At 65.5% G+C, this 13,163-nt stretch carries 13 protein-coding genes and 1 pseudogene; 6 read left to right on the plus strand and 8 right to left on the minus strand.

Annotated elements, in window-relative coordinates:
• Positions 1-223 precede the first annotated feature (223 nt).
• Positions 224-460, minus strand: coding sequence for a hypothetical protein (locus ACSQ9I_RS32990; RefSeq protein ID WP_436316231.1), 237 nt, complete (start codon positions 458-460; stop codon positions 224-226).
• Positions 457-1,122 (minus strand): TetR/AcrR family transcriptional regulator, encoded by a 666-nt coding sequence (locus ACSQ9I_RS32995; protein WP_436316232.1) that lies wholly within the window; start codon positions 1,120-1,122, stop codon positions 457-459. Before ACSQ9I_RS32995 ends, ACSQ9I_RS32990 begins: the two co-directional genes overlap by 4 nt.
• Positions 1,123-1,275: 153 nt before the next feature.
• Here ACSQ9I_RS32995 and ACSQ9I_RS33000 point away from each other — a divergent pair, with 153 nt between their 5' ends.
• The 4 genes from ACSQ9I_RS33000 to ACSQ9I_RS33015 are packed head-to-tail and all read left to right on the plus strand — an operon-like array spanning position 1,276 to position 5,985.
• Positions 1,276-2,079, plus strand: coding sequence for an SDR family NAD(P)-dependent oxidoreductase (locus ACSQ9I_RS33000; RefSeq protein WP_436316233.1), 804 nt, complete (start codon positions 1,276-1,278; stop codon positions 2,077-2,079).
• A 27-nt stretch (positions 2,080-2,106) separates the two neighbouring features.
• A complete protein-coding gene (locus tag ACSQ9I_RS33005) occupies positions 2,107-3,240 on the plus strand; it encodes a DUF5938 domain-containing protein (protein ID WP_436316234.1) in 1,134 nt (377 codons plus the stop codon).
• Between the two features lie 7 nt (positions 3,241-3,247).
• Positions 3,248-4,798 carry an AMP-binding protein gene (locus ACSQ9I_RS33010; protein WP_436316235.1) on the plus strand — a complete coding sequence of 517 codons (1,551 nt, stop codon included), beginning with the start codon at positions 3,248-3,250 and terminating at the stop codon, positions 4,796-4,798.
• Positions 4,795-5,985 carry a lipid-transfer protein gene (locus ACSQ9I_RS33015; protein WP_436307164.1) on the plus strand — a complete coding sequence of 397 codons (1,191 nt, stop codon included), beginning with the start codon at positions 4,795-4,797 and terminating at the stop codon, positions 5,983-5,985. Before ACSQ9I_RS33010 ends, ACSQ9I_RS33015 begins: the two co-directional genes overlap by 4 nt.
• A 99-nt stretch (positions 5,986-6,084) precedes the next feature.
• On the opposite strand, the pseudogene ACSQ9I_RS33020 reads toward ACSQ9I_RS33015, so the two are convergent.
• From ACSQ9I_RS33020 to ACSQ9I_RS33035, 4 genes and pseudogenes are all read right to left on the minus strand, one after another.
• A pseudogene (locus tag ACSQ9I_RS33020) lies at positions 6,085-6,554 on the minus strand (aminotransferase class I/II-fold pyridoxal phosphate-dependent enzyme); the annotation flags it as partial.
• Between the two features lie 421 nt (positions 6,555-6,975).
• Complete coding sequence (panD, locus tag ACSQ9I_RS33025; protein WP_436296930.1) at positions 6,976-7,377, minus strand: aspartate 1-decarboxylase; 402 nt, start codon at positions 7,375-7,377, stop codon at positions 6,976-6,978.
• Between the two features lie 524 nt (positions 7,378-7,901).
• Positions 7,902-8,231, minus strand: a complete 330-nt coding sequence (locus ACSQ9I_RS33030; protein WP_436307150.1) for a hypothetical protein — start codon at positions 8,229-8,231, stop codon at positions 7,902-7,904.
• 108 nt (positions 8,232-8,339) lie between these two features.
• Entirely contained in the window at positions 8,340-8,564 is a 225-nt protein-coding gene (locus ACSQ9I_RS33035; protein ID WP_436316236.1) for a hypothetical protein, read from the minus strand.
• 234 nt (positions 8,565-8,798) lie between these two features.
• On the opposite strand from ACSQ9I_RS33035, the gene ACSQ9I_RS33040 reads away from it, so the two are divergent.
• Together ACSQ9I_RS33040 and ACSQ9I_RS33045 are read left to right on the plus strand one after the other, a co-directional pair.
• Positions 8,799-9,068, plus strand: coding sequence for a hypothetical protein (locus ACSQ9I_RS33040; RefSeq protein ID WP_436316237.1), 270 nt, complete (start codon positions 8,799-8,801; stop codon positions 9,066-9,068).
• Between the two features lie 283 nt (positions 9,069-9,351).
• Positions 9,352-10,587 carry an IS4 family transposase gene (locus tag ACSQ9I_RS33045; RefSeq protein WP_436316238.1) on the plus strand — a complete coding sequence of 412 codons (1,236 nt, stop codon included), beginning with the start codon at positions 9,352-9,354 and terminating at the stop codon, positions 10,585-10,587.
• A gap of 496 nt (positions 10,588-11,083) precedes the next feature.
• On the opposite strand, the gene ACSQ9I_RS33050 is transcribed toward ACSQ9I_RS33045, so the two are convergent.
• Positions 11,084-12,181, minus strand: a complete 1,098-nt coding sequence (locus ACSQ9I_RS33050; RefSeq protein ID WP_436316239.1) for an ABC transporter substrate-binding protein — start codon at positions 12,179-12,181, stop codon at positions 11,084-11,086.
• A gap of 84 nt (positions 12,182-12,265) precedes the next feature.
• Positions 12,266-13,153: an ABC transporter permease gene (locus ACSQ9I_RS33055; RefSeq protein WP_436316240.1), complete on the minus strand. Its 888-nt coding sequence runs from the start codon at positions 13,151-13,153 to the stop codon at positions 12,266-12,268.
• Between the last annotated feature and the right edge of the window lie 10 nt (positions 13,154-13,163).

A 13,163-nucleotide genomic window follows, 5' to 3' on the forward strand; every position in this document is an offset into this window, starting at 1 on the left:
TATCAGCCGCCAAGGCCTTGAACGCTCCAGGCAGACAGTCCGCTTCCGCTGCATAGCTGTCTTCAGACTGGCAGCGGTCATTGACGATCATCTACCCGTGCAAGTCCAGAGCCAAGGCTAAAGCGTAGGCTTAAGAATGATGTTTTGTACGAGGCCAGCAATGACCTCGTCTGCCGTCACAGGCATGACGATTGTCGAAGACGGATGCGCGGCGGTGTTCCGCTTATCGATCTTCTCGATCAATGTCTTGGCGGCGGACACTAAAGATCTGAGCGCTCTTTGCAACCTCAACAACCTGACCTTCTTTCAAGTCCTCGAAGTCCGACTGCTTGTTGACGTGGTTTTTCTTCGGGTACGTGATCTTGAGCTGCTTTGCCCAGCGCTGACATCCCGACGCGGCAGCTGCCGCGAATACCAACAGCTTCGAGCGGGGGGCATGCGAGATGACTTCGTGCTTCACGCTGTGTTCAGGCGGTTACGCGCCAGTGCACTCCGGCGCGGCTTGACCGGAAGCTCGACGCCGACAAGCCGAGACACGACCAGCCGAACGTTCGCCTGCATCGCCGCCACCGCCTTCTTGTCCCCCGACAGGTATTTCAACAGGCTCTGCTGGAACAACCCGTCGAACGACGCATAGGCCACGCTGCTCGGCACCCGCACCGGTTCGCCGGTGATCTCGGCAAAGCGTGACATCACGCGCCAGATCATCTTCTCCAGGCTCTTGTCGATCTCGGCCACGTCGGCGCGGAACGCTTCCTCGAACAGCGACTGCGCGCGCAGGTCGTACCAGAGGCGGTGCATCGGCGCTTCCTTGCGCAGCGTGTCACCCAGCGCAGCGACGAAGCCGTCGAGCAGTTCGTCGTAGGTCGTCGCCGTGGCCGTGACCTCGTCATAGCGCTTCACGCAGCGCGCCTTGTACTGGCGCACGCTGCACAGGATCAGGTCGAGCTTGTCTGTGAAGTAGTAGTGCAGCACGCCGTGCGAGAACTCGGAGTTCTGCGCGATCTCGCGCAGGCTGGTACGGGCATAGCCGAGTTCGGCGAGCGTCTGCAGCGCGGCTTCGCCGAGCTCGGCGCGGCGCTCGGCGAACTTGTGGTCGCGGGGCTGGGGAACGGTGGCCATGCGGCGATTGTAAGGAGCACTTCGCGCGTCGCACCAGTGTCGCAATCCGCGCGTCTTGACACTTGTCCAAAACCAGCTTGACAGTTGTCAAGACGACTCCTAGGATCAGTTTCCATTTTCTTGACGACTGTCCAAATCAAACAGGAGACATCCATGAACAAGTTCGACCTGAGCGGCCGAAAGGCCCTGGTCACCGGTGGCGCGCGCGGCCTCGGCGAAGGCATGGCGCAGGCGCTCGCAGCCGCAGGCGCGTCGGTGATGATCGGCGACGTGCTCGCGTCGCTCGGCCGAGATGCGGCGGGCAAGCTGTCAGCCAGCGGCGCAAAAGCCGGCTTCGTGCAGCTCGACGTGACGAAGGAAGACGATTGGCTCGCCGCGGTGAAGGCCACCGTCGACACGCTCGGCGGCTTCGACATCCTGATCAACAACGCCGGCATCGAGGTCACTGCGCTGGTGACCGAAATAGACCCCGCCGACCTGCGCCGCATGCTCGACGTGAACATCGTCGGCACCGCCCTCGGCCTGAAGCATGCGTTCCGCGCAATGCGGCCTGGCGGCACGGCGGGCCAAGGCGGTGCGGTCGTCAACATCTCGTCGGTCGCGGCGACGATCGCGTTCCCGGCGATCGCCGGCTACTCGGCCACCAAGGCGGCCGTGGACCGGCTCACGCGCGTGGCCGAGATGGAGTCCGGCAAGCTTGGCTACGGCGTGCGCGTGAACTGCATCTATCCGGGCCTGGTGCCAACCGAGATGGGCATGAAGCTGGCCGCCGACGTGGTCGCCGCGGGCCTGTTCGCATCCCCCGAAGCGGCGGTGGGCTCGATCATCGAGCAGACGCCGGCAGGCCGCCTCGGCGAGGTCGCCGACATGGCCGATGCGGTGGTGTTCCTGTGCTCCGACGCGTCGCGCTTCATCACCGGCGCGGGCCTGCCGGTCGACGGCGGCATGGGCATGTAAGACCAACCAACCAGGAGCGAGACAATCATGAGCAAGCCCAAGAAACCCGTCGTGGTCTACGGCGCCTCCGGCTACACCGGACGGCTTGTGTGCGAGTACCTGCGCGAGTACGGCATTCCGTTCATCGCCGCCGGTCGCAGTGCCGACAAGATCCAGGCCGCGATGAAGTCCAACGTCGCCGGCATCGAGACCGCGAGCTACGAAGTGGTCGAGGTGATCCACACCGTCGAGGCGCTGACCCAGCTGTTCAAGGGGGCCTCGGTCGTGCTGAACACCGTGGGCCCGTTCGCCAAGTTCGGCCCCGAGGTCGTCGAGGCCTGTCTGGCCGCCAAGTGCCACTACACCGACACGACCGGCGAGCAGGACTGGCTGATCACGCTGGACCAGGAGTACGGCGCGAGGTTTGCCGCCGCCGGCCTGCTGCTGTCGCCGGGCCTGGCGCAGATGTACACCACCGGCGAGATCGCCGCGCAGCTGTGTCTCGAGACGCCGGGCCTGGACACGCTGGACATCGCGGTTTTCTGGGGCGGCAGCCCGACGATCGCGTCGACGCAGACGATCCTTGTCAATGCGGCGATGGCCAAGGCCTACTACCTCGAGCAGAACCAGTTCGTCGAGCATCAAGCCGATGCAGGCTTGTACAGCCTGACGATCCCGGGCCAGCACGAGGCCGCACTCGCGCTGCCCTGGGGCGGGACCTCGCACCCGGTGTGGTTCAAGAAAGACCCGCGCGTGTCCAACGTCAAGGTGCTGGGCGGCGTGTTCAACAAGCCGCTGATGCTGGGCGTGCCGCAGATCGTGGCCGCCGCGTTGAAGGCCACCGAAGACATGAACGCCGACGATCGCTACGCCGCGTTGGCGAAGACGGCCGCCGGTGTGATGAACACGATGCCGCCGCGCGAGAACCCGCGCATCAACAAGTCCGTCGACTCGGTGCATGCCTCGGGCCCGCTGGCGCGCGCGCACTGTGTCATCTTCGGCAACTGCAACTACAAGCAGACCGGCATGCTGCAGGCCTTCGCGGCGGCCTCGCTGCTGCAGCAAGTGCCGAAGCGCGTGGGCTTCGCGTCGGGCTGCCAGGCCTTCGGTCACCACGAGCTGCTCGGGGCCTTGCGCAGTTTCGGCCTGGTGCAGGCGCCTGTTCTGACAGTGCACACCTGACGTTGCAATGCGTTTGATCGATTACCTCGACAAAGGGGCGATGCTGGGCGAGGACTCGCCGTGCCTGACGATGGGCACGGCGGATCTGTCGTACCGCAACGTGCAGCGCATCAGCCACCGCGTTGCGCACGGCCTGCAGCGCTCCGGCATTGCCGCCGGCGACAAGGTCGCGGTGCTGTCGAGCAACGACGCGACCGCCTTCGCCTGCGTCTTCGGCATCTCGCGTGCGGCGGCCGTGTGGTGCCCGGTGAACCCGCGCAACGAGGCGGCCGAGAACTGTTTCGTGCTCGATGCCTTCGATTGCGCGGCGCTGATCTTCCACAGCGCCTACGCGCCGATGGTCGAGCAGATGCGTGTCGACTTGTCCAAGCTTCGCGTGCTCGTCTGCATCGACCAGCCCTGCGCGTTCGCGCCGTCGCTGGCGCAATGGCTGGAAGGCGTCAGCGACGCGGCCATCGACATCCCGCCCATCGACGACCTCGCGATGATCGCCGGAACCGGTGGCACCACCGGCGCACCCAAAGGCGTGATGCTGTCGGGCCGCAACCTCGAGACCATGAGCGCGCTGACGCTGATGGGCTACCCGTTCGACGGCCGGCCCTCGTACCTGGCGCTCGCGCCGCTGACGCACGCGGCCGGCGTGCTTTGCCTGCCGGTGATGGCGCTCGGCGGGCGCGTCATCATCATGCCCAAGCCTGACCTCGGCGAGTTTCTCGCGCTGATCGAGCGCCACCGCATCACCCACACCTTCCTGCCGCCGACGCTGATCTACATGCTGCTCGAACATCCGCAGCTCGCGCAGACGAAGCGCGATTCGCTGCAGTGCTTCTGGTACGGTGCTGCGCCGATTTCCCCCGCGCGACTCGAGGACGCGCTGACGAAGATCGGCCCGGTGATGGCGCAGCTCTTCGGCCAGACCGAGGCGCCGATGATGATCTCGATGATGGCGCCGCGCGAGCACTTCAACGCCAACGGTTCGGTGGCCAAGCAACGCCTGGCGTCCGCCGGCCGGCCCGGGCCGCTGGTGCAGGTGGCGACGATGAACAGCGAAGGAGCGCTGCTGCCGCGCGGCGAGACCGGCGAGATCGTGATCCGCAGCTCGCTGGTGATGATGGGCTACTACAAGGACGCGGCCGCGACCGCCGAAGCCGGGCGCTTCGGCTGGCACCACACCGGCGACATCGGCCGCATTGACGACGATGGCTATCTCTACATCGTCGACCGCGCGAAGGACATGATCATCACCGGCGGCTTCAACGTCTATTCGGTCGAGGTCGAGCAAGCGCTGATGCGGCACCCTGACGTCCAGGACAGCGCGGTGATCGGCCTGCCTGACGACAAGTGGGGCGAGAAGGTCGTCGCGGTCGTGCAGCTGTACGCCGGGCGCAGCGTGCGGCCCGACGAACTCGTCGCGTTCGTGAAGGCACGCATCGGCAGCGTCAAGGCGCCCAAGCTTGTCGACATCTGGCCCGACCTGCCGCGCTCCAAGGTCGGGAAGGTTTTGAAGAAGGACATCCGCACCGAGATGCTGAAACGCGTGACCGAGGCGGCTCGATGAGCAAGGCGTTCGTCGCGGGTGTCGGGATGATTCCGTTCGCGAAGCCGGGAGGCAGCGATCCGTACGACGTGATGGCCGCGAAGGCGGGCCGGCTCGCGCTGGCCGACGCCGGCATCGTCTTCGAGGCGCTGCAGCAGGCCTACGTCGGCTACGTCTACGGCGACTCGACCAGCGGCCAGAAGGCGGTCTACGCACTGGGCATGACCGGCATCCCGATCTTCAACGTCAACAACAACTGCTCGACCGGCTCGACCGCTCTGTTCCTCGCGCGCCAGGCGATAGAGAGCGGTGCGGCCGAGTGCGTGCTGGCGCTCGGCTTCGAGCAGATGAGCCCGGGTGCGCTTGGCACCGTGTTCAACGACAGGCCCAGCCCGTTCGAGGACTTCGACCGCGAGGCCGAGGCGCTGGTCGGCATGCCCGAGCTGCCGCTCGCGCTGCGCTATTTCGGCGGCGCGGGGCTCGCCCACATGCAGAAGTACGGCACGCCGCTCGAGGCCTTCGCCCAAGTGCGCGCGAAGGCCAGCCGCCACGCGGCGCGCAACCCGCTCGCGCTGCTGCGCAAGGAGTTGTCGGTCGACGATGTGATGGACGCACCGATGCTGTGGCCCGGCGTGCTGACGCGCCTGATGGCGTGCCCGCCGACCTGCGGCGCGGCGGCTGCGGTGCTGGTCTCGGAGAAGTACGCGAAGTCGCACGGCTTGCGCACCGATGTGTTCATCGCCGCGCAGGCGATGACGACCGACCGGCCCGACTCGCTCGAGAGCCACGACATGATGAACCTCGTCGGCTACGGCATGAGCCGAGCAGCGGCGCGCAGTGTCTACGAGCAGGCCGGCATCGGCCCCGAAGACCTCGACGTGGTCGAGCTGCACGACTGTTTCGCACAGAACGAGTTGATCAGCTACGAAGCGCTGGGTCTGTGTGCCGAGGGCGGAGCCGCGGCATTCATCGCCGCGGGCGACAACAGCTACGGGGGCCGGGTCGTGACGAATCCGTCCGGCGGCCTGTTGTCCAAAGGCCATCCGCTGGGTGCGACCGGCCTGGCGCAATGCTTCGAGCTGACCCATCAGCTGCGAGGCAGCGCAGAACAGCGTCAAGTGCCCCGCGCTCGTATTGCCTTGCAGCACAATCTGGGCCTCGGGGGCGCTTGCGTTGTGACACTGTATCGGTCACGGTCACCCCCGTGATAGAGCTGGCGTGATGGGCTGGCAGACCTTCGTGCGGCACGCGTGTTGACGGATCGGCATCTTCCGAGTGCTGATGTTGACCAGCATGTACTGGCGGCCTCAGTACGAGTAGGTGCCAATCACCTGCTTCACTTTTTCCAGCGCTTCCTGGAGAGTGTCCAGAGCTACAGACCCGAGTGCCAAGCGGATCGCATGGGGCACGTGGACAGACGTCGCAAACGGTTCGGCAGTCGACACCGCTACGTGCTCGCGCATGAGCGCCATCGCTATCTGGTCGGCTCGAACCTCTTCTGCCAGCGGAAGCCAGAGAAAATGGGAAGCCGGATGGCGAACGCATCGGAGCCTGGCAAGCACTTCGCTGGCCATGGATTGCCGAATCCTCGCATCGTGGCGTTTCTCTGCCTCCAGCCGGGTGACCGTACCGTCGTCGAGCCAGCCGCAGGCGATCGCCGTCATCACGCCGGGGGTGTTCCAGATGGAAGCCCTGATCGTTCGCTCTATGGCAGCACCCACTGCGCGGGTGCAGCGACGAATCCGAAGCGCAGCCCGGTGGCTACGCGCTTGGAAAGCCTACGCGTTCTAGCGCACCTTGCGTCGAGCCCGCTTGTTCGATGTTGGTTGCTGCGCTGCCCGCGGCGCGCTGGCCATGGGCCGAAACGCGCCCCACGAATGCGCGATCGTCGTGTTGTGTGCCGGGGAGTCCGACGCACGGGATGGAAAGCTCCCTGTGAGGACGATTCGTGGGGACGACATGGATCTGGCACCTGGTGATCTGGTCCTCCTTGCGGGAGTCGACACGCAGGAGTTCGGGCCGGGGCTCCATGATCTGCTGAGGTTCATCGACACCGCCGCTGCCGGCTCCTGAGCCCTATTGGCGAGCGGTATCCAGCCGCAACGCGGTATTCGAAGCCTTGCCCTCTAGCCCACACAGCTCGTGCAGGGGGATGGCGTCGCGGAAGCGGGAGCGGCCGGACGCCGCGGAATCCGCGCTCAGGCCGCGAACGCTTCGCCGTCGGCGGCCTGCACCGGAATGTGGGCGCGCTCTTCCTTGATGAAATTGGCTTCGTCCACGAACACCAGCTTGGGCCGGTGGCCACGCACCTGCTCCTCGGGCACCAGGCCGAAGGCGGCGATGATGACCAGGTCGCCCAGCGAGGCGCGGCGCGCGGCCGAGCCGTTGAGCGAGATGATGCCGCTGCCGCGCTGGCCGCGGATCGCGTAAGTCACGAAGCGCTCGCCGTTGTTGATGTTCCAGACATGGATCTGCTCGTTCTCCGCCAGGTTGGCGGCCTCCAGCAGGTCTTCGTCGATGGCGCAGGAGCCCTCGTAGTGAAGCTCGCAATCGGTGACGGTGGCGCGGTGGATCTTGGACTTGAGCAGGGTACGGAACATGGTGGGAGATCTTTCTCTGCGAAAAGGATGGGGTTGAACTGGCGTCACGCGGCGGGCGGCACCAGGATGGTCGGCGCTGCGTCCAGGTAAGCCGAACACGAGCGAGGCGGTGAGCAGCGCATCTCTCTTCTCTTATATTTACGTGCGTCTTTTTGTAAGACGATGGCTGATGTCACTGTCCCCAGTTCGTAACCGGGCGTTCCCCCTCTTCATCATCTTCTGCACCGAGGAGCATCGTGTCGCACAAGACATTGCGCGTGTTGTACGAGATCAGGCCGTGCTGGTTCGACAAGGTATCTCCTGATGAAACGTGACCAATTAGATGCCGCAGACGCCGCACAACAGAGACAAGCTCGATCACGCCGCGCCAACGGGAAACATGTTCTTTGGGGCATGAGACGCACTGGGTCGAGAGGCGCCCGGCATGAAGCGGACATAACCGTGCCCGTCGGCGAGAAGGGCAACGAGGCCGAAAGCCGCGTGGGCTGGGTGCTTGAGGCGTCGACCTCGTCCTGTCGATGGGGCTAGGCTTTGATGAGCTCGAGGCCCTGCCGATGACGGAAACGAGCGAGGAGGAGGGCGGTTGAGCCCCAGATCAGCGCCGTGTTCGCAGTCAGGCCCAAGGAAACGATCACTGCGGCGCGATCCGCGAATCCTTGCCCGAAATCAAGGAGAAGAAGAGCCAGGGACCACGGGAGCGCACACAAGATCGCTACGAACAGCATGACGCCATGTTCGGCTGGCCTCTGCGTCGCGGCCACCAGAGCGGCCACCAGGACGACCGCCAGCGCAGTGACGGTGCCCGGCAACCACCAGGCGTGGCGATACCAGAGGGGCAAGCGAGGACTGTTCATGAGCAGAAATTGTGGGATCTGCGCAGCAGAACGCGCTGCGCAATTTCGCACATTGCAGCTCAAAGCTCTTATGTGTCGCACGCCGCCCACACTCAGCGGCGCATTGGGCTATTGGGACTGAGGAACGGCGCGGAGGACCTCGACCGGCCCGATGCCCGAATACACCGTCTCTCCAGTTTTCAGAGCGCTGACGGTCCAGCGTTCCCCGGGCGTGATCTCGTACTCGCCAGGCTCAAGCGGGAGTTCACGTTCCTCATGCACCCCCGGGCCGAGCCAGGACGGCATGCGAAGCAGAGACGGCGAGCGGGCGAATAGATCTTGAGAGTCGGTCATGCGTCGATCCTAACGGTGCAGAGGAGCGCCGCCGGCGACGATCTGCGGCTGCCCGGGATGAACACATCGACGCGGCTTCAACCCTTGGCGGGACGACCGCACCTGAATGCCACGAAGCCAAGGGGCTGCCGTTGGAGCTGAACCCGCTACCCCTGTTGACGGCGTTGTAGGTCAAAGGGCTTAATCTGACCATTCGCGGCCGGTCGGCGGCGATCGCAATCCCCGGGAGCTGCTGTGGACGCCGATGGTGAGTTCGAAGTGAAGCGCTTCGATCACGAGGGATGGTCTGTCCGAGTTTATTTGACCAAGCTTGAGGCGGACGGCTTCGTCGCTGGCCATGCGGACCTGTACCAAGGCCAAACCCATCAGTGCCGCATCGCCTTGGCGGGCCAGCAGCACGACCAGGCCGCAGCGATCGTCATGCTTGAGGAAGAAGGGAGGGCGTTCATTGGGGAGTGGATGGCCGGGATCATGCGGGGTGACGCTGGAGCCGCGGAACCGTAGGCTGAATCAGCGTTGGTTTAGCTGAATGGGTGGTGGATCTTCTCCGCATGAATTGCGACGGCGAAGGGATGTCACGCCAATATTGGGTATTGAGGGTTTGCCCGTGTGATGAGCCGTCCTACGTTGGAGTCTGGCCGCGCGCTATTCCCATCTGGATAGTGGTCCGCTCAAACTGGCTTGCCTGAGGAAGCTCGTGCTCGTTGGAAAGGTGGTCTTGATCCAATACTGTTCGGATAGAGAAATCTGATGTAAAATGACTGCCGTCGCAACGACGGAGTCGAGCATGGCGCGAACCAAGGCGGTCCTGGGCAGCGGGGCGAGGCTGGCTGACTTTCTGAGCGCCAGCCTGCTGGCGCGGGTGGTGCCGGCCGAGGTCGTCAACGCCGTGCTCGACGCCCACGGCTGCAACTCTCAGCGCATGCGCAGCTTTCCGGCGGTGGCAGGGGCGTACTACTGCATGGCCCTGAGCCTGTACCCCGAGGCCGCCTATGAGGAAGTGTTCGCCGCCGTGTCGCAGGGCCTGGCGTGGGCCGCCGGCGCTGCCGAGCCACCCCGGGTGACCAAGTCCTCGATCAGCGGCTTGCGCAGCAAGATCGGCGCGGCGCCGATGCGTGAATTGGTCGAGCGCTGCTGTGTGCCCATGGCCGACGCCCAGGCGCACCCCCGCGCCTTCTATGCCGGCCTGAGGCTGGTGGCCATTGACGGCAGCACCTTCGAGCTGCCTGACGAGGCGGAGAACGCGGCGCAGTTCGGCTACCCGGGCAGCCGCATCGGCCACGCTGGCTACCCGCAGGCACGATGCATGGTCCTGGTGGAGTGCGCCACGCACGCGATCCTGGGCGCCAACCTGGGGCCCTACCGCAGCGGCGAATGGGAGCTGTTCCAGCCGCTCTTGCCCCGGCTCGAGCCGGGCATGCTGTGCATGGCGGACCGGGGGTTCAATGGCTTCGAGCACTGGCAGCAGGCGCAAGCCACCGGGGCGCAGTTGCTCTGGCGCTGCGTGGGCAACCGCCAGTTGCCCGTGCATCGCATGCTCGACGACGGTTCGTACCTCAGTGCCATCCATCCCACCGGTGTGAGCCGCAGCGAGGCGATGAGCCAAGCCATCGTGGTGCGTGTCATCGAATACGCCTTGCCGGGACTGACCGATGCACAACCGCGCTACCGACTGCTGACCACGTTGCTGGACCCGCAGATCGCCCCGGCGCTGGAACTGGCAGCGCTGTACCACCAGCGCTGGGAAATCGAGGGCGTGTTCGACGAGCTCAAGACGCACCTGCGGCAGAGCCGGCGCGTGCTGCGCAGCAAGACCGCGGAGCTCGTACGCCAGGAGTTCTATGGCTGGGTGCTGGCGCACTACTCGGTGCGCTGGCTGTTGCATCAGGGCGCAACGCGGCACCGAATACCGCACGCCGAGCTGTCCTTCACAGGGCATGTGCAGCTGCTACGCCGCGCACAGCCCCGCTCCGGGGCCTTTCCCCCCAGCGCGCCCGAGGCGTCGACGACGATGGTTCGATGAACTGCTCGAAGCTTGCGCCCGGATCCGCGCCACGCGAACGCTGAATAAGCGCTCGCCGCGGATGCTCAAGCGGCGCCACTCGCCCTACGCATCATTCGACCACCACGCGCCGACGCGCGTGCCCATGGATTGCACGCCCGAGATCATCGGCCCGCCTGGACCCCGACCCAAACCAGCCGATTCCCACATACCGCGTCGATTCCGGAGCTTTATGCCATAAACGAACAGTATTGGGTCTTGATCCTTCTGTCCGGACCGGTCGTGGCGATGACGGCCATCCTGGTAGGGCAGCTATATGCCCTGATCCTCTTCTTGCTCTTCCGTTTCTCTTGGCGTTCGAAGTCATTGCGTTGCCACCCTTCCACAGCATCCGCAGCCCGCCTGCGCGGCGAGCGGGTGCGAGGTCGAGACAACGTTGCGCGCGAAGACGGGCAGGCGCGTGCTGGGGTAGGGATTGTGGAAGTCGAAGTGCATGACGCAGCGGCGTGGTGTCGGCCTACGACTTGAAGGCCTTCGCCATCTCCACCACCGCCTGTTTGTCGAACGCATTGATCTCGTCGATCAGTTCGTTGGTGAACAAGCGGTTGGGATCGCCCAGTTCCTCGGCCAGCTTGGGGTTCTTGCTGCTCTCGGCGGCCATCTCGATATTGGCCTTCCACTCGGCCAGCGACGACGCGCCGATGCGCTGGTCCGGGTCGTCCGGGCGACGCATCCAGCTGTTCTTGCGGTCCTTCAAAATGAACGCCAGCTCCTTGCGCGCCTCTTCCTCGCTGCGGCCCTTGGGGCGGCTCTCGGGGTACACGGCCCAATGCAGGTCGATGCCGGCGTCGAGATTATGGTGCGCAAAGACCGTGGACTTGGCGATGCCGCGGAACAGCGCCACCAGCCCCTTGCGCTCCTCCTGCAGCAGCTTGCGCGGCACGCAGATCCAGCCGGAGCCCACCTGGGCGAATTTCGGCGTGATCGGCACATAGCGCAGCTTGGTGCCCACCAGCTCGATGCGCGCTGCCGCGGTGTCGAAGCTCACCATCGCATCGACGCGATCGTTGTCGATCGCCGCGCCGGCGGGCGCGCCGTCGCCGATGGCGATGTATTCGCACTTGTCGTCCTTCAGCCCCAGCTCGGCGAGCATGGTCTTGGTGACGACGATCCCGCTGTCGCCCTGGCTGCGCACGCCGATACGCTTGCCCGCCAGGTCAGCCGCCGACTTGATCGGGCTGCCCGGCTTCACCACGATCACGTTGGCATTGCGCGGCAACCATTTGTACACGCTCACCAGGTCCAACGAAGAGTCCTTCGCCATCGCCGGCAGCAGGATGCCGGGCACCGCAGGCCCGAAATCCACGTGGCCGGCGCGCAGGCTTTGCAGCGCCTGCGTCATGCTCGACATGTTGACGTACTCCACGTCCACGCCGTTGGGCTTGTAGAAGTTCAGCTTCGGGTGCTGGCCCGAGGTCACGAAGCACTGCTGCGGGTCGTTGACCGCCGCGGTGTTCGCCACCTTCATCACGCGCAGCTTCTGCGCCAGGGCCGGCAGCCCGCCGGCGAGTCCGAGGGCACCCAGGCCCAGCCCGAAATCACGTCGCGTCAACATGGTCCACTCCTTGCCGGCACCGCGCCGGCCGCGTTGGAAGAAAGCAGTCGTGCGGCTGGAAGCGCCCGCCGCACAAGGGCGGATTCAGACGTTCACGGTGCGTTGCGAGGTGTCGGCGGGCATCCAGTGCAGCACGCGCCGCTGCACGCGGCGCAGCAGTCCGGTCAGCAGGATGCCGATCACGGAGAGCACGACGCACACCGCGAAGCTGCCGCCGGTGTCGGCCTGCGCCTCCATCTGCAGGATCAGCACGCCCAGGCCTGCCTGGGCGCCGACGAACTCCCCCACCACGGCGCCCACCACGCTGAAAGCGGCGGCCATGTTCAAGCCGGCGAAGATGTAGGGCAGGGCGCTCGGGAACTTGGCCTTGCGAAAGATTTGCCAGCGCGTGGCGGACAACGAGCGCAGCAGGTCGATGCGGTCCGGGTCCACCGCCTTGAAGCCCGCGATGCTGGTCACCAGCACGGGGAAGAAGGTGAGCAGGCAGATGATCATCACCTTGGAGCTGATCCCGAAGCCGAGCCAGACCACGATGATCGGGGCCACCGCCACCTTGGGCACGCTCTGCAGCGCGGCCACATAGGGTTCCAGCAGCGCCTCCAGCTTCGGCATCTGCGAGACCAGGATGCCGATCGCCAGGCCGACGCCGCCGCCGATGAAGAAGCCCAGCAGGATCTCGGAGAGGGTGACGCCGCCGTGGTACCAGAAGCCGTCCTTCGCCATCGGCCCGGTGGCGAGGCCGCGCCAGAGCGCGACCGCGATGTCGCTGACCGGCGGGACCAGGTGCCTGGGCACCTTGAACAGCCGCACGGCCGCTTCCCACGAACCGAGCAGCGTGATCAGCAGCAGGATGGATTGCACGCGGGTGGACGCCAGCGGGTTGGCGCGGCGGTGGCGCTGCGCCTTCATCGGTCTGGCGTTGGTGTCGTCGGGCTGCGCGGCGGAACTGGAGGTCAACATGGCGGTCGTCATGGCAAGCACC

Origin of the sequence: Variovorax sp. LjRoot84 (assembly GCF_964254305.1) — a bacterium.
Classification (GTDB): domain Bacteria; phylum Pseudomonadota; class Gammaproteobacteria; order Burkholderiales; family Burkholderiaceae_C; genus Variovorax.

Bases quoted from the DNA above. Each gene is read 5' to 3' on its own strand.
- ACSQ9I_RS33010 (WP_436316235.1), top strand. From the start codon at position 3,248: ATGCGTTTGATCGATTACCTCGACAAAGGGGCGATGCTGGGCGAGGAC.
- panD (WP_436296930.1), bottom strand. From the start codon at position 7,377: ATGTTCCGTACCCTGCTCAAGTCCAAGATCCACCGCGCCACCGTCACC.
- ACSQ9I_RS32995 (WP_436316232.1), bottom strand. From the start codon at position 1,122: ATGGCCACCGTTCCCCAGCCCCGCGACCACAAGTTCGCCGAGCGCCGC.
- ACSQ9I_RS33055 (WP_436316240.1), bottom strand. From the start codon at position 13,153: ATGACGACCGCCATGTTGACCTCCAGTTCCGCCGCGCAGCCCGACGAC.
- ACSQ9I_RS33035 (WP_436316236.1), bottom strand. From the start codon at position 8,564: ATGACCGACTCTCAAGATCTATTCGCCCGCTCGCCGTCTCTGCTTCGC.
- ACSQ9I_RS33050 (WP_436316239.1), bottom strand. From the start codon at position 12,181: ATGTTGACGCGACGTGATTTCGGGCTGGGCCTGGGTGCCCTCGGACTC.
- ACSQ9I_RS33015 (WP_436307164.1), top strand. From the start codon at position 4,795: ATGAGCAAGGCGTTCGTCGCGGGTGTCGGGATGATTCCGTTCGCGAAG.
- ACSQ9I_RS33045 (WP_436316238.1), top strand. From the start codon at position 9,352: ATGGCGCGAACCAAGGCGGTCCTGGGCAGCGGGGCGAGGCTGGCTGAC.
- ACSQ9I_RS33030 (WP_436307150.1), bottom strand. From the start codon at position 8,231: ATGAACAGTCCTCGCTTGCCCCTCTGGTATCGCCACGCCTGGTGGTTG.
- ACSQ9I_RS33000 (WP_436316233.1), top strand. From the start codon at position 1,276: ATGAACAAGTTCGACCTGAGCGGCCGAAAGGCCCTGGTCACCGGTGGC.
- ACSQ9I_RS33005 (WP_436316234.1), top strand. From the start codon at position 2,107: ATGAGCAAGCCCAAGAAACCCGTCGTGGTCTACGGCGCCTCCGGCTAC.